The following is a 19,919-nucleotide window of genomic DNA, read 5'->3' on the forward strand; positions in this document are numbered from 1 at the left end:
GCACGACCTGCCCGGAGTCCGCCAGCGTCACGGCCGCCCCCAGGAGCGGGTGCCCGACCGCGCCGAGCCCCACCGACGGCAGGTCCCCGGCGCGCAGCGGCGATGTCTGCACCCAGTACCGCCGCCGCTGGAACGCGTACGTCGGCAGCTCCACCGTGCGTCCGCCCACCCACGCGGGGCCGAAGTCGACGGCCACGCCGACGGTGTGGAGTTGGGCGAGGGCGGTGACGAGAGTGTGCTCGGGGTCGCGGTCGGCGCGCTGCGTCGCCACGCAGGTGGCGCTCCCGGCCTCCGCCTCCGCATCGGCGAGCGTGCCGGCGGCCAGGGCGGTGAGCACGCTGTCCGGGCCGACCTCCACGAACCGGGTCACACCGGCGCCGGACGCGCTCCGCACCGCATCGGCGAACCGCACCGCCTCGCGCACCTGCCGCACCCAGTACGCGGACGAGCAGAGGTCGTCGGCGGAGGCTGCCTGTCCGGTGAGCGTCGAAACCACCGGAATGCGCGGCGCCCGGTACGTCAACTCGCCCGCGACGGCAGCGAACTCGTCCAGCATGCCGTCCATGCGGTGGGAGTGGAAGGCATGCGACACCCGCAGACGGTTGACCTTCCGACCGTTCGCCCGAGCCCACTCACGCACGGCCTCGACGGCCTCAGCATCACCGGACACCACCACCGCACCCGGGCCGTTGACCGCCGCAAGCGACACCAACTCACCCAAATGCGCGGCGATTTCGTCCTCGCGGGCCTGGACGGCGAGCATCGCCCCACCCTCCGGCAACGCCTGCATCAACCGACCACGGGCGGCAACCAGAGCACAGGCATCCTCCAGCGACAGCACCCCAGCCACCTGCGCCGCCGCCACCTCACCAACCGAATGCCCGATCAACACGTCCGGAACGACCCCGAAGGACTCCAGCAGCCGGAACAACGCCACCTCGAACGCGAACAGCCCGGTCTGGGCATGCACGGTCTGATTCAGCTCGGCCTCGTCAGCGCCCCACACCACCTCACGCAGGGACCCACCCAACGCCCGCTCCAGCCCCTCGACACAGGCGTCGAAAGCCTCGGCGAACACCGGGAAGCGGGCATGCAACTCGCGGCCCATGCCCAGCCGTTGAGCGCCCTGGCCGGAGAAGAGGAAGCCGATCCGTCCGGCGACGGACGCGGCGGTGCCCCGCACCACATCGGCCGAGGGGGCTCCCTCCGCCAGCGCTTCGAGGCCGTGCAGGAGCTGTTCGCGGTCGGCGGCCACGACGGCCGCGCGGTGTTCCAAGTCAGCCCGGGTGGTGGCCAGGGAGTGCCCGATGTCGGCCGGCGACGGCTCCGGCCACTCGGCCAGGAAGGCATGCAATCGCGCGGCTTGGGCACGGATGCCGGCCTCCGAGGTCGCCGACACCGTCCACGGCACCACCCCGCCGACCACAGGGTCCGCCCCCGCGGTGTCGGTGGGCTCGTCCGGCGCCTGTTCCACGATGACGTGCGCGTTGGTACCACTGATACCGAACGACGAGACGGCCGCACGCCGCACCCGGCCAGCCTCACCCTCCCAGGCCCGGTTCTCGGTGAGCAGCTCCACCGCCCCCGCCGACCAATCCACCTGCGACGACGGCGCATCCACATGCAACGTCCTCGGCAGCACCCCGTGCCGCATCGCCAACACCATCTTGATCACACCGGCCACACCCGCCGCCGCCTGCGTGTGACCAATGTTCGACTTGATCGAGCCAAGGAACAACGGACGCTCCGCCGGCCGACCCTGCCCGTACGTTGCCAACAGTGCCTGGGCCTCGATCGGGTCACCCAACCGCGTACCCGTACCGTGCGCCTCCACCGCGTCCACCTCAGCGGCCGACAACCCCGCACTGGCCAACGCCTGCCGAATCACCCGCTGTTGAGACGGCCCATTCGGCGCCGTCAGACCGTTCGACGCACCATCCTGATTCACCGCCGAACCACACAGCACAGCCAACACCTGATGCCCATGACGACGAGCATCCGACAACCGCTCCAGAACGAGAACGCCGACCCCCTCACCCCAACCCGTACCATCCGCCGCATCCGCAAACGCCTTCACCCGACCATCAGCAGCCAACCCACTCTGCCGCGAGAACCCCACAAACGCACCCGGCGTCGACATCACCGTCACACCACCGGCCAACACCAACGAACACTCACCACCACGCAACGCCTGCGCAGCCCAATGCAACGCCACCAACGACGACGAACACGCCGTATCGACGGAGACGGCCGGGCCCTCCAGACCGAGGGCGTAGGACACCCGGCCCGACAGCACGCTGGCCGCCCCGCCGGTGCCGCGCTGGCTCTCGACGTCCTCGGTCGCGTGCAGCAGCAGCGTGCTGTAGTCCTGGCCGTTGGTACCGGCGAAGACGCCGACCCGGTCGCCCCGGAGCGAGACCGGGTCGATGCCGGCCCGCTCGATCGCCTCCCAGGAGGCTTCCAGGAGCAGTCGCTGTTGGGGGTCCATGGCCAGCGCCTCGCGCGGCGAGATTCCGAACAACTCGGCGTCGAAGTCGGCCGCGTCGCGCACGAATCCGCCTTCGCCGACGTAGCTGGTGCCCGGCCGGCTGCGGTCCGGATCGATCAGCGAGTCGAGCTGCCAGCCGCGGTCCTCGGGGAACGGCCCCATGGTGTCGACGCCCGTGACCAGCAGCCGCCACAGGTCCTCGGGGGTGCTGGCCCCGCCCGGGAAGCGGCAGGCCATGCCCACGATGGTGATCGGGTCGTCGGTGCCTGGCAGTGCCGCGGCGGTCGTCCGCGTCTCGTCGTCGGCGCGGGCCTCGTCGCCGAGCGCCCGGGCCGTGATGTGGCGGGCGAGCGCGTCCGGGGTGGGGTAGTCGAAGATCAGGGTGGCGGGGAGCGGGAGTTCAGTCGCCGCCGTGAGGCGGTTGCGGAACTCGACGGCAGTGAGGGAGTCGAAGCCGAGCTCCCGGAAGGCTCGGTCCGGGGCGACGGCGTCCCGCGTCCGGTGGCCGAGTACGGCGGCCGCCTGAGCACGTACCAGGTCCAGCACGGTCCGTTCGCGCTCCGCGGGCGGCAGCCCCGTCAGTCGGGCCGCCAGCGCGCCCTCCTCGACCGCCGCACCGGCCGGGTCCGCGCCCTCCAGCGCGTGCCGGGCCTCGGGCACTCCGCCGAGCAGCGGACTGGGCCGGGCCGCGGTGAACGCGGGGGCGTAGCGCTCCCAGTCGATGTCGGCGATCAGCGGGCAGACCTCGGCCCCCAACACCCGTTCCAACGCGCGCAACGCCAGCTCCGGCGCCATCGTGCCGACACCGCCGCGCGCCAGCCGGTCGGCCACGACATCGCCGGTGGCCATGCCCGCCTGGTCCCAGGCACCCCACGCCACGGACGTGCCCGGCAGCCCCTCACTCACACGCAACTGCGCCAACGCATCGAGAGACGCATTCGCCGCCGCGTAATTCCCTTGTCCCGCACCGCCGATGGCCCCAGCCATGGAGGAGAAGAGGACGAAGGCGGTGACGGGGTGATCCCGGGTGAGCTCGTCCAGATGGCGAGCCGCATCCGCCTTGGGCGCCAACACCTTCGCGAAGCGGTCGGGCGTCAGCCCGTCCACCACACCGTCGTCCAACACACCAGCGGTGTGGAAGACCGCGGCGACCTCCTCATCGGCCAACACCCCAGCCAACGCCACACGGTCAGCCACGTCACAGGCAACGATACGAACCTCCGCACCGGATGCCGTCAGCTCCTCCCGCAACTCAGGCGCGCCAGGCGCTTCCTCGCCCCGCCTACTCAGCAGAACGACGCGGCGCGCGCCCCGCTCGACGACCCAACGAGCCACCTGCGCGCCCAACGCGCCCGTACCCCCCGTGACCAACACCGTGCCACCAGCAACCGACCACTCCCCCACATCCGCAACCCGCCCCGAACGCACCAACCGCCGACCAAAAACGCCCGAGGACCGCACCGCCACCTGATCCTCAACACCCTGCGACAAAACCGCAGCCAGCCGACGCCCCGCCCGCTCATCCACCACAGCCGGCACATCAACCAACCCACCCCACCGATCCGGCAACTCCAACGCCACGGACCGGCCCAGGCCCCACACCATCGCGGCATCCGGATCGATGACCTCGTCGGAAGGGCCGGCGGAAACCGCGCCCCGCGTCAGTCCCCAGACAGTCGCGGAGACCTCGACGTCGGACAGCGCCTGCACCGCGGTCGCCATCCGCACCGCATCCAGCGCCACCAGCACACCAGACACCGCAGCCGCTCCCGCGCTGGAACGGACGAGCTCAGCGAGTCCGGCACGATCCACCGCGGACGGCACACTCAGACGGCTGACCTCCGCCCCGCGCGCCTCCAACTGCCGGACGACATCGGCACATTCGTCCTCACCCTGACCGGTCAGCAGCAGCCACCGGCCCGAGGGCCGGCTCTCCTCCGACTCGCTCAGGGCCGCCCACGAGATCCGGTAGTGCCAGTCATCCACCACCGACCGCCCGCCACCTTCCGGCATCCCCACGGCCGCGGCGGACAGGCCGAGCACATCGGCCGGACCGGCCTCCATCCAGTACCGCTGCCGCTGGAAGGCATACGTCGGCAGCTCCACCGTCCGACCGCCGGCGAGCAGGCGCGTCACCTCGAACTGCTTGCCGTGCATGTGGAGTTGGGTCAGCGCGGAGACCAGTGCGTGTTCGGCGGAGCGGTCCGCGCGCTGCGTCGGCACGCAGAGGGCGTCGGCCGCGCGCTCGGCGAGGACGGCTCCCGCCAGGGCGGTGAGGACGCCGTCCGGGCCGACCTCAACGAACCGGGTCACGCCGGCACCGACCGCGCTGCGCACCGCGTCGGCGAACCGCACCGCTTCCCGCACCTGCCGCACCCAGTACGCCGCCGAACACGGGTCGGCGGCGGAAGCGACCTCCCCAGTGAGCGTCGAAATCACCGGGATCTGCGGCGCCGCGTACGTCAACTGTTCTGCCACTGCCGCGAATTCAGCCAGCATGCCGTCCATGCGGTGGGAGTGGAACGCATGCGACACCCGCAGCCGACTCGACTTCCGACCGTTCGCCTCCGCCCATCCCCGCACGGCCTCGACGGCATCCTCATCACCAGAGACCACCACGGAATCCGGCCCATTGACCGCGGCCAACGACACCGACTCGCTCAGCAGGTCAGCGATCTCGTCCTCGCGGGCCTGGACGGCGAGCATGGCGCCACCCTCCGGCAACGCCTGCATCAACCGGCCCCGCGCCGCCACCAACACACACGCATCCGCCAGCGACAGCACCCCCGCCACATGCGCCGCCGCCAACTCACCAATCGAATGGCCGATCAACACATCCGGGACGACACCGAACGACCCCAGCAAACGGAACAGCGCCACCTCAACCGCAAACAACCCCGCCTGGGCGTGAACAGTCCGGTTCAGCTCAGCCTCGTCCTCACCCCACACCACCCCACGCACCGACGAACCCAACGCACGCTCAAGCTCACCCACCACCGCATCAAAAGCCTCAGCAAACACCGGGAAACGGGCATACAACTCCCGGCCCATACCGAGTCGTTGTGCGCCCTGACCCGAGAAGAGGAAGGCCACTCGGCCGGCGGCGGGGCGGGGCTGGCCGCGGAGGATGCCGGGGTCCGGCTGGTCCTCGGCCAGTGCCGCCAGGCCGGTCAGCAGTGCGTCGCGGTCGGCGGCCACGACCGCCGCGCGGTGGGTGAACGCGGAGCGGGTCACCGCCAGGGAGAAGCCCACGTCGAGCGGGGACAGTTCGGGACGGTCCAGCAGGTGGGCGCCCAGTCGGCGGGCCTGGGCGCGCAGGGCGGGCTCGGACCTGGCGGACAGCGTCCACGGGACCACCGCGCCCGCCGGGGCGCCGTACTCCGACGGCCCGGCGGCCAACTCCTCGTCGTTCGGGGCCTGTTCCAGGATGACGTGGGCGTTGGTACCGCTGATGCCGAAGGAGGAGACGGCCGCGCGGCGGGCCCGGTCCGTTTCGGGCCAGGGGGTCGCCTCAGTGAGGAGGCGCAGTTGGCCGGCGTTCCAGTCGATTTCCGGGGTCGGGTGGGCGGCGTGCAGGGTGGGCGGCAGTACGCCGTGCCGGATGGCCTCGACCATCTTGATCACGCCGGCCACGCCCGCGGCCGCCTGGGTGTGGCCGATGTTGGACTTGAGCGCGCCGAGCAGCAGCGGGCGGCCGTCCGGGCGGTCCTGGCCGTAGGTGGCCAACAGGGCCTGGGCCTCGATGAGATCGCCGAGCGGGGTGCCGGTGCCGTGGGCCTCGACGGCGTCCACGTCGGCGGTGGTCAGGCCCGCGCTGCGGAGGGCCTGCTCGATGACGCGTTGTTGGGAGGGGCCGTTGGGGGCGGTCAGGCCGTTGGAGGCGCCGTCCTGGTTCACCGCGGAGCCACGGATCACCGCCAGGACACGGTGGCCGTTGCGTCGGGCGTCCGAGAGGCGTTCCAGGAGGAGCATGCCGACGCCTTCGGCGAAGGCGGTGCCGTCGGCGTCGGCCGCGAAGGACTTGGCCCGGCCGTCGGGCGCGAGGCCGCGCTGCCGGCTGAAGCTGAGCAGGGCGCGGGGGCTGGCCATGAGGGTGACGCCGCCGGCGAGGGCGAGCGAGCACTCCTCGTTCCGCAGTGCCTGGGCGGCCAGGTGCAGGCCCACCAGGGAAGCGGAGCACGCCGTGTCGACGGTCACCGCCGGGCCCTCGAAGCCGAGGGTGTAGGCGACCCGGCCGGAGGCGACGCTCGCGGCGCTGCCGTTGCCGACGTAGCCCTCCAGACCCTCGGGCACTGCGCTCAGGCGGGACGCGTAGTCCTGGTACATGGTGCCGGCGAAGACGCCGGTGCGGCTGCCGTGCAGTGTGGTGGGGTCGATGCCGGCGCGTTCGATGGCTTCCCAGGCGGTCTCCAGCAGCAGGCGTTGCTGTGGGTCGACGGCGAGTGCCTCGCGCGGTGAGATGTCGAAGAACTCGGGGTCGAAGTCGGCTGCCTGGTAGAGGAATCCGCCCTGCCGGGTGTAGGTGGTGCCTGGCTGGTCGGGGTCCGGGGAGTACAGCCGGTCGAGGTCCCAGCCGCGGTCGGCGGGGAAGTCACCGATGGCGTCCTCGCCGTTGCTGACCAGTTGCCACAGGCCGTCGGGCGAGGTCACGCCGCCGGGGTAGCGGCAGGCCATGCCGATGATGGCGATCGGCTCGCGTTCGGATGCTTCCAGGCTGCGGATGCGTTGGCGGGCCTGGTGCAGGTCCGCCGTGACGCGCTTGAGGTAGTCCCGCAGCTTGTCCTGGTTCACCATCTAGTGCCACTTTCTCGCGCAGGCGCGCGCCGGGTCTGGATCGGGGTCAGGACCCGAGCTCGGTGTCAATGAACGCAAAGATCTCTTCGTCGGTGGCGGCGTCGAGCCGGTCGGTGACGTCGTCCGGGTCCTCGTCCAGGCCCGCGTCGGCGACGTCCTGCCACTTGGCCAGCATCGCTTCCAGCCTGGCGACGATCCGCTGGCGTCCGTCGTCGGCGTCGCCCTTGGCGGCCAACACGGCTTCCAGGCGGTCGAGTTCACCGTCGAGCGGGGTCGCGGCGGCGCCCGGTGCGGCGGCCGGATCGGTGACCAGCTCGCATTGGAGCAGCTTGGCGATCGCGGTGGGGGTCGGGTAGTCGAAGACCAGGGTGGAGGGGAGGCGCAGGGCGGTCGCGGCGTTGAGCCGGTTCCGCAGTTCCACGGCCATCAGGGAGTCGAAGCCCAGGTCCTTCAGGGGGCGGTTGGGCTGCACGGCGTCCGGCGTGGCGTAGCCGACGACGGTGGCGACGTGTCCGCAGACCACGTCCAGCAGCAGCCGGTCGATTTCCTCGGCCGGCAGTCCGGCCAGGCGCTCGGCCAACGAGGTGCCGGCGGCGCCCGGGGTGCCGGCCGGGTCGCCGGTGCCTGGGGCGCCGCGGCCGCGTGAGACCGCGGGGCGGACCAGGCCGCGGGCGAGGGCGCCGAGCACCTCCGGCACGGAGCCGTCGGTGGCGTGGGCGCGCAGCGCGTTGAGGTCCAGGCGGACCGGTAGGGCGAGCGCTCCGGTGGTGGTCCGGGTCAGGGCGGCGTCGAGGAAGGCGAGGGCGCCTTCGGTGCTGATCGGCAGGGCACCGCGGCGCGCCATCCGCTGGTCGTCGGCGGCGGCGAGGTGGCCGGTCATCCCGCTGGCCTCGGCCCACAGTCCCCAGGCGAGCGAGGTGCCGGGCAGGCCCCGGGACCGGCGGTGTTGGGCCAGCGCGTCCAGGAAGGCGTTGCCGGCCGCGTAACTTGCCTGCCCCGCATTGCCGAACACCCCGGCCGCGGACGAGAACAGCACGAACGCCGTCAGGTCGTGGTGTTGGGTCAGCTCGTGCAGGTTGAGCGCCGCATCGGCCTTGGGGCTGAGGACCGTCTCCAGTCGCTCAGGGGTGAGCGCCTCGATGACGCCGTCGTCCAGTACGCCCGCGGCGTGCAGGACGGCCCGCAGCGGCCGGCCCTCGGGAATCCCGGCCAACACCTCCGCCAGGGCGTCCCGGTCCGCGGCATCGCAGGCGCGTATCTCGGCGCGTGCACCCAACTCACCCAGTTCCGCGGCCAGTTCCTGGGCGTCCGGGGCCTCCGGGCCACGACGGCTGGTCAGCAGCAGCTCCCGCACGCCGTACTGCAGCACCAGATGCCTGGCGACCAGCCGACCGAGGGTGCCCGTGCCGCCGGTGATGAGGACCGTGCCGCCCGAGGGGAACGGGCTGAGGAGCCCCTCGCCGGCGGCGACGGCCTTGGCCTGCGCCGGTACGGCCTTGGCCTGCGCCGGTGTCGCGTCCCGCGCCAACCGCGGTACGAGCGGTACCCCGTCGCGCACCGCGACCTGCGGCTCGCCCGACGCCACGACCGCCAGGGCCGCGGGCAGCGACTCGCTGAAGGCCGCCGGGACGTCCAACTCGTCAGGCTCGTCCAGGTCCACGAGCGCGAATCGCCCGGGGTGTTCCGAACGGGCGGACCGCAACAGGCCCCAGGCACCGGCCTGGGCCAGTCCGTCGACCCGGTCCGCCGCGGTGGCGCCCACGGCGCCCCGCGTCACCACGACCAGCCGGGACGCGGCGAACCGTTCGTCGGCGAGCCAGGCCCGGACCAGTTCCCACACCGCGCGCACATGGGCTCGCGGGGTCGCGTCGGCGGCACAGACATCCGCCAGTTCGACGACCACGGCGTCCGGGACCGGGGCCTCCGCATCCAGGGCGGCACCGAGCGCCGCCAGGCCCGCGTGGCAACCACCGGGGCCCTGGAGCTTGCCCAGTCCTGCCCAGTCGGGTGCCCCGGGCCCGTCGGGCGCGCCGACTCCGCCGAAGGCGCCGGACCCGCGCTGCGCCGCCACGGGCACCCACTCGACCGACAGCAGGTCGTCCCCCGCGCCCGCCTCCCCTATCTGGCCGGCGGACACCGACTTGGACACCAGCGCATCGACGGTGGCCAGCGGCGCGCCCGTGGCATCGGCCAGCGTGAGCGTCACGGCCTCGGGGGACTCGGCGGGCGCGATGCGCACCCGCATCGTCGCGGCACCCGCGGCATGGAGACTGACGCCGCTCCACGAGAACGGCATCCGCACGTGTCCGGGAGCGGGCTGCTCCGCGAAGGACGCCAGGCGCAGGCTCTGCAACGCCGAGTCGAGCAGCGCCGGATGCAGTCCGAACTCCCCGGCCAACGGACGCATTTCCTCCGGCAGTTGGACCTCGACGAACAACTCCTCGTCGCGCTCCCAGGCGGCCCGGACCCCGCGGAAGGCCGGCCCGTACTCGTACCCCATACCGAGCAGACGCTCGTAGAACCCGTCGGTCTCGACGGGCCGCGCGCCCGACGGCGGCCAGATGTCCAGGCCGGTCGGCGACGGAGCGACGGACGCCTCCGCGAGGACACCCGTCGCATGCCGGGTCCAGACACCGTCGGCCTCCGCCTCGCGCCGCGAATGGATCGCCAACGACCGCCTACCGCCCTCATCCGGCGCCTGCACGCTGACCTGCACCTGCACCCCACCGGACGCGGCGAGCCGCAGCGGCTTCTCCAGGATCAGCTCCTCCACCGCACCACGGCCGACCTGCTCACCGGCGCTGACCGCCAACTCCAAGAAGGCCGCCCCAGGCAGTACGACGGTCCCCATGACGGCGTGGTCGGCGAGCCACGGGTGCGTCGAGAGCGCCAACCGGCCTGTCAACACCACCTGTTCGGAATCCGCCAACGTCACCGCCGCACCCAACAACGGATGCCCGGCCGAACCCAAACCCAACCCCTGCACATCACCAGACACCCGAACCACGGCCTTCGGCCAGTAGCGCTGACGCTGAAAGGCGTAAGTGGGAAGCTCAACCCGCCGAGGGCGATACGAAGCAAGGACCTCATCCCAGGCAACGGACAAGCCATGGAGGTGTGCCTGGCCCAGGGCGGTGAGGAGTTGGGCCATGTCACCGTGGTCACGGCGCAGCGTACCGAAGGCGGCTCCAGTGGCATCGACCGCATCGAGGGTCTGCTCCACACCAACAGTCAGCACGGGATGAGCAGACGCCTCGATGAACACCGTGTGACCGGCAGCGACCGCGGCCCGGACCGCGTCCTCGAAACGAACGGTCTGACGGAGGTTGCGGTACCAGTAACCGGCGTCAAGGCCGGCAGTGTCGGTCAGTTCACCGGTCAGTGTCGAGAAGAAGCCGATCGTCGATGCCGCAGGGGTGAGGGGCGTGAGGTCCGCCAGGATGCGGTCCCGGAGCGCCTCGACGTGCGGTGAGTGCGAGGCGTAATCCACCGGGACGCGACGCACGCGGACGCCCTCCGCCTCCCAGGCAGCCTGCACCGCATCCAAGGCAGCCGCATCACCCGAAACCACCGTCACCGACGGCCCGTTGACCGCCGCAACACCCAACCCCTCATAGCCGGTCAGGACCGCTTCCACCTCGGCAGCGGGGAGAGGGACGGACAACATGCCACCAGCACCCGACAGAGCGGTGATCGCCTGCGAACGGAGGGCAACGACGCGGGCGCCGTCTTCCACCGACAACGCACCGGCAACAACCGCGGCCGCGATCTCACCCTGACTGTGACCGATCACCGCAGCGGGTTCGACACCAGCGGCCCGCCACACCTCGGCCAGACACACCATCACCGCCCACAACAACGGCTGGACGACATCGACCCGTTCCAACACCGCCGGATCGGCAGACCGCGCCACCTCCGTCAACGACCACTCCACAAACGACGCCAACGCCCGCTCACACTCCGCCCAACGAGACGCAAACGCCTCCGACGAATCCAACAACTCCGCCGCCATACCCACCCACTGCGAACCCTGACCCGGGAACACCAACACCGCACCCGAACCAGCATCCAAGCCCGACCCCGTCACCACACCCCCAGCAGGATCACCAGTCGCCACCGACCCCACACCCGCCAGCAACGCCTCCCGATCCGCGCCCACCACCACCGCCCGGTGCTCCAACACCGCACGCGACGACGCCAACGAGAAGGCAACATCCACGGGCTCCAACTCCGGGCGCTCCGCAACGAAGTCACGCAACCGCAACGCCTGCGCCCGCAACCCCGCCTCGGACTTCCCCGACACCACCCACGCCACCGGACCCACACCCACACCCGACCGACCGGGCTCGACCTCCACAGACTCCACCACCGGCGCCGGCGCCTGCTCCAGAATCACATGGGCGTTGGTCCCGCTGATGCCGAACGACGACACGCCCGCGCGGCGCACCCGGCCGGACTCCGGCCAGGGCTGGTTCTCCGTGGCCAACTCGACCGCGCCCGTTGACCAGTCCACGTGCGGTGAGGGCGCGCCGACGTGCAGGGTCTTCGGCAGGACGCCGTGGCGCATGGCCTCGACCATCTTGATCACGCCGGCCACGCCCGCGGCCGCCTGCGTGTGACCGATGTTGGACTTCACCGAACCCAGCAGCAACGGACGGTCCGCGTCCCGGTCCTGACCATAGGTCGCCAGCAGCGCCTGCGCCTCGATGGGGTCACCCAACTTGGTACCCGTGCCATGCGCCTCGACCACATCCACGTCACCCGGCGACAGCCGGGCGTTCGCCAACGCCTGCCGGATCACCCGCTGTTGGGACGGACCGTTCGGCGCGGTCAGCCCGTTCGACGCGCCGTCCTGGTTGACGGCCGAACCACGCATGACCGCCAGCACCCGGTGACCGTTGCGGCGCGCGTCCGACAGTCGTTCCACCAGGAGCATGCCGATGCCCTCGGCGAAGCCGGTGCCGTCGGCGCCGTCGGCGAAGGCGCGGCAGCGGCCGTCGCCGGAGAGGGCGCCCTGGCGGGACAGTTCCACGAAGCGGCGCGGGGTCGCCATGATGGTCGCGCCACCGGTGAGGGCCAGCGTGCACTCGCCGGCGCGGAGTGCCTGGGCCGCCGAATGCAGGGCGACCAGCGACGCCGAGCAGGCCGTGTCGACCGAGACCGCGGCGCCCTCCAGCCCGAGGGTGTAGGCGACGCGGCCGGACATCACGCTGAAGGCGGTGCCGGTGCCGCGGAAGCTCTCCAGGTCGTCCCCGGCGTCGAGGAGCAGTTCGGCGTAGTCGTGGGTGTTGATGCCCACGTACACGCCGGTGCGGCTGCCGCGCAGGGACGTGGGGTCGATGCCGGCGCGTTCGATGGCCTCCCAGGAGGTCTCCAGCAGGAGGCGCTGTTGGGGGTCCATCGCGGTGGCCTCGCGGGGGGAGATGCCGAAGAACGCGGGGTCGAACTCGGCGGCGTCGTGCAGGAATCCGCCGGTGCGGACGGAGGACTTGCCGGGGGCGTGGGGATCTGGGTCGTAGAGGGCGTCGACGTCCCAGCCGCGGTCGGCGGGGAAGTCGTCGATGGCGTCCCGGCCCTCGGTGAGGAACGTCCAGAACTCTTCGGTGGTCCGGATGCCGCCGGGGAATCGGCAGGCCATGCCGATGATGGCCACGGGTTCGTCGGCGGCGGGGCTGCCATCGGTGGCGGGGGCGGTGGCGTCCGGTGCCTGGGTGTCCGGGAAGAGTGTGGTGGCGAGGTGTTCGGCGAGGGCGCGCGGGGTGGGGTAGTCGAAGACCGCGGTGGCCGGTAGGCGGACGCCGGTGGCCGCGCCGAGGGCGTTGGCCAACTCGACGGCGGTCAGGGAGTCACAACCGAGCTCCTTGAAGGGGCGGTTGGCCGATACCGCGTCGCGGTCGGCGTGGCCGAGGACCGAGGCGGCGTGGGTGCGGACCGTCTCGGTGAGGGCGTGTCGGCGTTCCGCGGCGGGCAGGCCGGCGAGGCGGCTGGCCGGGGAGTCGGCGTCCGGGGTGGTCCGGGTGGTGTCCGCGGTGTTCCGGGCCGCCTCGGGCAGGGCGCTCAGCAGGGGGCTGGGGCGGGCGGCGGTGAACGCGGCGGCGAAGCGCTCCCATTGGATGTCGGCGATGGTCAGCAGGGTCTCGTCGTCGTCCAGTGCCTGGAACAGGGCGTCGAGGGCGAGTGGGGGCGGCATGGCGCCCAGTCCGCGCAGCCGCAGCCGGTCGTGGGCGGCGCCGCGGGCGGCCATGCCGTGGGCGCCCCAGGGGCCCCAGGCGAGGGAGGTGGCCGGGAGTCCGTGGGCGCGGCGGTGTTGGGCGAGTGCGTCGAGGCCGGCGTTGGCGGCGGCGTAGTTGGCCTGGCCGGCGCTGCCGAGGGTGCCGGTGTCGGAGGAGAAGAGGACGAAGGCGTCCAGGTCGAGGTGGCGGGTGAGCTCGTGGAGGTGGTGGGCGGCGGCGGTCTTCGCGTCGAGGACCGTCGCGAACCGCTCGGGGGTCAGGGTCTGGAGGGTGCCGTCGGCGAGCGTGCCGGCGGCGTGGACGACGGTGCGCAGCGGGCGGTCCGCGGGCACGGTGTCGAGCAGGGCGGCCAGGGCGGCGCGGTCCGCGGCGTCGCAGGCGACGAGGGTGACGTCCGCGCCGAGCGCGGTCAGTTCGGCCCGGAGTTCGCGGGCGCCGGGGGCGTCCGGGCCGCGCCGGCTGGTGAGCAGGAGGTGGGCGGCGCCCTCGTGGGCCAGTCGGCGGGCGACGTCGGCGCCCAGTGCTCCGGTGCCGCCGGTGATGAGGGTGGTGCCGGACAGGTCTCGGCGGGTGGGGTGCGGCTGGGTTGCGGCGTCCCGGGGGGTGCGTACCAGGCGGCGGGCGAGCAGGCCCATGTCCCGGATGGCTACTTGGTCTTCGCCGGTGTGTCCGGAGAGGACGGCGCACAGTCGCTCCGCCGCGCGCTCGTCCAGTACGGGTGGGAGGTCGATGGTGCCGCCCCATTGCCGTGGGTGTTCCAGCGCCGCCACGGTGCCCAGTCCCCAGGCCAGTGCCTGGACGGGGGCGTCGAGACGGTCGGTGGAGGTGGCGTGCACGGCGCCTTGGGTGAGGGACCACAGGGGCGCGTCGATGTCCAGGTCGGTGAGGGCCTGGAGCAGTGCGGTGAGGCCGGCGGTGCCCAGGGGCAGGGACGGGTGGTGGGGGTGCGGCCGGGGGTCGGTGGCGAGGGTGGTCACCACCGCGGTCGGCTCGTGGGCGGCGGCGAGGGCGGCGGTGAGCAGGCAGCCGAGTTCGGCGCGGTCGTGGACGCCGTCGACGGGCACTCGGACGACGTGGGCGCCGGCGGTGGTGAGGGCGGCGGCGACGGCGTCGGCGACCGCGTCGGTGGACGGCTGGACCAGCAGCCAAGTCCCGTTCAGTTGGGTGTCGTTGGGTCCGGCGATGGGTGTCCAACGGATGCGGTAGCGCCACCGGTCGAGGGTGGCCCGGGTGTCCTGGGCCCGGCGCCAGGTGGTGAGCGCGGTGTGGGCGGCCGACAGCGAGGCGGCGTCGTCCAGGCCGAGGGCGGTGCGGAGGGTGTCCCAGTCCTCGCCGGTCACTGCGTCCCAGAAGTGGTGGTCGGCGGTGTCGGCGGGGGCCGTCGTGGGCGATGGTGGCGGGGCGTCGAGCCAGTAGCGCTGGCGTTGGAAGGCGTAGGTGGGCAGTGCCACCGGGCGGGCGCCGGGGAACAGCGGGGCCCAGGTCACGTCCGCGCCGTGGGTGTGGAGCCGGGCCAGGGCGGTGATCAGGGCGAGTTCGGGGTCGCGGTCGGCGCGTTGGGCGGCGGCACACAGGGCGGCCGGCTCGCTGCCGGCGAGGGTGGTGTCGGCCAGGGCGGCGAGCACGCTGTCCGGGCCGACCTCGACGAAGCGGGTGACGCCCTGTGCGGCGGCGGTGCGGACCGCGTCGGCGAACCGTACGGCCTCGCGGACCTGGCGCACCCAGTACGCGGGCGAGCACAGCTCCCGCTCACCGGCCAGCTCGCCGGTCAGCGTCGAGATCACCGGAATCCGCGGGGCGTGGTACGTCAACTGTGCGGCCACGGCGGCGAATTGGTCGAGCATGCCGTCCATGTGGCGGGAGTGGAAGGCGTGCGAGACGCGCAGCCGGTTGGACTTGCGGCCGTGCGCCCGGGCCCACTCCCGTACCACCTCGACGGCGTCGGCGTCGCCGGAGACCACCACCGACTCCGGGCCGTTGACCGCGGCCAACGACACCGGTCCGCCCAGCAGTTCGGCGATCTCCTCCTCGCGTGCCTGGACGGCGAGCATCGCGCCGCCCTGGGGCAGGGCCTGCATCAGCCGGCCGCGGGCGGCGACCAACGTGCAGGCGTCCTCCAGTGACAGCACCCCGGCCGCGTGCGCCGCCGCCAACTCGCCGATCGAATGGCCGATCAGTGCGTCCGGGGCGATCTTGAACGACTCCAGCAGGCGGAACAGGGCGACCTCGACCGCGAAGAGGCCGGCCTGGGCGTGCACGGTCTGGTTCAGCAGGTCCTGGTCGGTGCCCCACAACACGGGGCGCAACGGTGCGCCCAGGGCCCGTTCGAGGAGGTCGCAGGCCCGGTCGAAGGCGTCGGCGAAGGCCGGGAAGCGGGCGTGCAGGGCGCGCCCCATGTCCAGGCGTTGGGCGCCCTGGCCGGTGAAGAGCACGCCGAGTCGGCCGCGGCCGGCGGGGGCCGAGGGTGCGCGCACCACGCCCGCCGCGGGTTCGTCCCGGGCGAGCGCGGCCAGGCCGGCCAGGAGGGCGTCCCGGTCGGCGCCGACGACGGCCGCCCGCTGGTCGAGTTGGGCGCGGGTGGTGGCCAGCGACAACCCGACGTCGGCGGGGGTGAGTTGGGGGTGTGCGGTGAGGTGTTCGTGTAGCCGTCGGGCCTGGTCCCGCAGCCCCGCCGGGGTGGCGGCGGACACCAGCCAGGGCAGGGCGGCGGGAGCGGTCACGGGTTCTGCGGGAGACGTGGCGCCGTCCGCGGCAGACCGGCCCTCCTGCGGTGCCTGTTCCACCACGACGTGCGCATTGGTGCCGCTCACCCCGAACGAGGAGATCGCGGCGCGCCGGCTGCGTCCGGTCTCGGGCCAGGGCCGGGCCTCGGTCAGCAGCTCGACGGCGCCGGTCTCCCAGTCGACGTGCGGGGTCGGCCGGTCCAGGTGCAGGGTCCCCGGCAGCAGGCCGTGGTGCATGGCCAGCACCATTTTGATCACGCCGGCGACGCCGGCGGCGGCCTGGGTGTGGCCGAGGTTGGACTTCAACGAGCCCAGCCAGAGCGGCCGTTCTGCCGGCCGGTCCCGGCCGTAGGTGGCCAGCAGCGCCTGGGCCTCGATCGGGTCGCCGAGGCGGGTGCCGGTGCCGTGCGCCTCGACGGTGTCGACGTCGGCGGCGGTCAGCCGGGCATTGGCCAACGCGGCCCGGATAACGCGCTGTTGGGCGGGCCCGTTGGGGGCGGTGAGGCCGTTGGAGGCGCCGTCCTGGTTGACCGCCGAGCCGCGGACGACGGCCAGGACCGGGTGTCCGCGGCGGCGCGCGTCGGCCAGTCGCTCCACCAGCAGGACGCCGGCGCCCTCGCTCCAGCCGGTGCCGTCGGCGGCCTCGGCGAACGACTTGCAGCGGCCGTCGGCGGCCAGCCCGCGCTGGCGGGAGAAGACGACGAACTTCGCGGGGGTGGCCATCACCGTGACGCCGCCGACCAGTGCCAGCGCGCAGTCGCCGGCGCGCAGCGACTGGGCGGCCAGGTGGAGCGCGACCAGGGAGGAGGAGCACGCGGTGTCCACGGTCACCGCGGGGCCTTCGAGGCCGAAGGTGTAGGCGATGCGGCCGGAGACCACGCTCGCGGCGCTGCCGGTGCCGCGGTAGCCCTCCAGGTCGTCGGGGGCGCCGAGCAGCAGGGTGCCGTAGTCCTGGCCGTTGGTGCCGGCGAAGACGCCGGTGCGGCTGCCGCGCAGGGAGGTCGGGTCGATGCCGGCGCGCTCCAGGGCCTCCCAGCTCAGTTCCAGCAGCAGGCGCTGCTGGGGGTCCATGGCGAGGGCCTCGCGGGGGGAGATGCCGAAGAGGCCGGGGTCGAACTCGGCGGCGTCGTGCAGGAATCCGCCGTGCCGGGTGTGGGAGGTGCCGGGGCGCTCGGGGTCGGGGTGGAACAGCCGGGTGGTGTCCCAGCCGCGGTCCTCGGGGAAGCCGGTGATGGCGTCGCCGCCGGTGCGGACCAGTTCCCAGAGGTCTTCGGGGGTGTGGACGCCGCCGGGCAGCCGGCAGCTCATCGCGACGATGGCGAGGGGTTCGTCGGGGTCGCCGGCGGGGTCGCCGGTCGGGTCGTGGTCGGCGTGCGGGTCGGTGGCGCCGAGGAGTTCGCGGTGGAGGTGGTGGGCGAGGGCGCGCGGGGTGGGGTGGTCGAAGAGCAGGGTGCTGGGCAGGCGGGTGCCGGTGGCGGCGGTGAGCGCGTCGCGGATCTCCACGGCGGTCAGCGAGCCGACGCCGAGGTCGGTGAACGGGCCGTCGTCGGCGATCTGTTGGGCCGGCACGGTTTGGAGGGCGCGGGCCACTTCGGTGCGGACGAGGTCGAGGAGCGTCCGGTGTTGTTCGGGCGTGGTGAGGGCGGCCAGGTGCCGGGCGTCGGTGCGCGGCGGGTCCGTGGGGGGCGCGGCGTCGTCGTGCGGCCGGCGGCAGCGGGCCAGGGCGGCGTCGAAGGTGGTCGGTTCGTCGCGGTCGCGGCGCAGGGCGGGGACGACGGTGGCCTGGGCGTCGTCGGGGAGGCAGTCGCGGACGAGGGGGGTGAGGGTGGCGTCCGGGCCGAGTTCGAGGAAGGTGCGCACGCCGGCGGCGTGCAGGGTGCGGATGCCGTCGAGGAAGCGGACGGGGCGGCGGACGTGTTGGACCCAGTAGTCGGGGGTGATGAGGTCCTCGGGGCGGGCGAGGTCGCCGGTGACGTTGGAGACGACGGGAATGCCCGGCGGGTGGAAGGTGAGGGCCTCGGCGACGCGGCGGAAGTCCGCCAGCATCGGGTCCATGTGCGGTGAGTGGAAGGCGTGGCTGACCCGCAGTCGGCTGGTCTTGCGGCCGGCCCGGGACCAGTGTGCGGCGAGGTCCCGGACGGGTTGCGCAGCGCCGGAGAGGACCACGGAGGAGGGGCCGTTGACGGCGGCGATGCCGACGGTGCGGTGCGCGCCGTCGGCGTCGGCGAGTTGGGCGCGGACCTCGTCCTCGGTGGCCTGGACGGCGACCATCGCGCCGCCCTCGGGCAGGGCCTGCATGAGCCTGCCGCGGGCCGACACCAGGGCGCAGGCGTCCTGGAGCGAGAGCACGCCGGCCACGTGCGCGGCGGCCAACTCGCCGATGGAGTGGCCGATCAGGTGGTCGGGGCGCAGTCCGCGGCCCTCGACGAGCCGGTAGAGGGCGACTTCGAGGGCGAAGAGGGCGGCCTGGGTGTGGTCGGTGCGGTGCAGGAGCGGGTGACCGGCGTCGGCGAAGAGCAGGGTGGCGAGCGGGGTTTCGAGGCCGGGGTCGAGGTGGCTGCACGCCTCGTCGAACGCCTGCCGGAACGCCGGCTGGGTGCGGTGGAGTTGGCGTCCCATGGCGTGGCGTTGGCTGCCCTGGCCGGAGAAGAGGAACGCGGTGCCGTGGGGGGCGGCGGGCCGGGCCGCGCCGGGGCGCGGGCGGGGGGCGTCGGGTTGGTGGGACCGGTGGGGCTGCACTGCGACCGTGACCTCGCTCTCGCCGTTCTCGCCGTCCTGGGTGCCGCGGCCGCCGTCTCGGGCCGCGCGGGGCCTGTCGTGCGCGCCGCGGTCCAGCCGTCGGACGGTCTCGGCGAGCGCCGCCGCCCGGGCCTCGGGCGGCGGCGTGCCGTCCGTCGGGGGCGCCTCGGTGTGGTGGGGGTCCGTGGGCTCGGGGAGCGCGCCGTCGTGGAGGAGGCACAGGACGGGGTCACCGTCGGCGCGAGCGCGGGCCTCGGTCTTGAGGACGAGGACGGCGCCGGTGTCCGCCTCGGGGTGGTTGCGGGTGCCGAATTCGCCCGATTCTTGCGGGTGTTGGGGTGGCCAGATTCCGACGATGACGGCGCGCGTTGCGGTACCGGTGAGGAGCGTGGTGCAGGCGTGGCGTACGGCGCGGTCGAGGGAGGGAGCCTCGTCCTGTTCGGCCGGGTGGTGCGCGAGGTCCCCGAGGAGCGACGGCAGGAGGTGGGCCTGAGCGCGGGCGTCACCGCAGAGGAACACCGCGGTGTCGTCGGTGACCTGGTGCGCGAGGGGGGCGAGCTCCTCTCTGGTCAGCGCGACCAGGGCGGGTTCGCACGGTTCGCCGGCCTCCTCGCCGGGGAGGGCGTCCGGTCCTTCTCCCGGTGGGAGTCGATGCGCCAACCCGACGACGGCCACACCGTTGCCCGGCACGTCATGCCTGTCAGACATCCAAAGCCCCCGTTACCCCCGTGTGTTCACGCACTCACCGAACGGCAACGAATGCCGGCGTGCGCACGAATCGCCCGTGGCCGGCTCCGGCGACTTGCTCGCCGGGCGACCGGACGCCTACACCGCGCCTTTTCCTCGCAATGTGACGCGGAAATTCCGACATCTTGAATCGGCGACGAACGGAATCCGGCCGATTCATATCTTCGTTCGGAGGCTACGCTGCGGCCGCGTCGG

At 73.1% G+C, this 19,919-nt stretch carries 2 protein-coding genes (1 of these 2 only partly in view); both read right to left on the bottom strand.

Annotated features, from left to right (window positions below; translation table 11 throughout):
• On the bottom strand, positions 1 to 7,279 hold the 5' portion of the coding sequence (locus PV796_RS09260) for a type I polyketide synthase (protein ID WP_446750680.1). The gene continues 7,517 nt to the left of window position 1, outside the view; 7,279 of the gene's 14,796 nt are visible here — the first part of the coding sequence; the start codon lies at positions 7,277 to 7,279; the stop codon falls past the left edge of the window.
• A 49-nt stretch (positions 7,280 to 7,328) separates the two neighbouring features.
• On the bottom strand, positions 7,329 to 19,685 hold the full coding sequence (locus PV796_RS09265) for a type I polyketide synthase (protein WP_274912460.1): 12,357 nt from the start codon (positions 19,683 to 19,685) through the stop codon (positions 7,329 to 7,331).
• Positions 19,686 to 19,919 lie beyond the last annotated feature (234 nt).

The organism is Streptomyces sp. WZ-12 (genome assembly GCF_028898845.1).
Classification (GTDB): domain Bacteria; phylum Actinomycetota; class Actinomycetes; order Streptomycetales; family Streptomycetaceae; genus Streptomyces.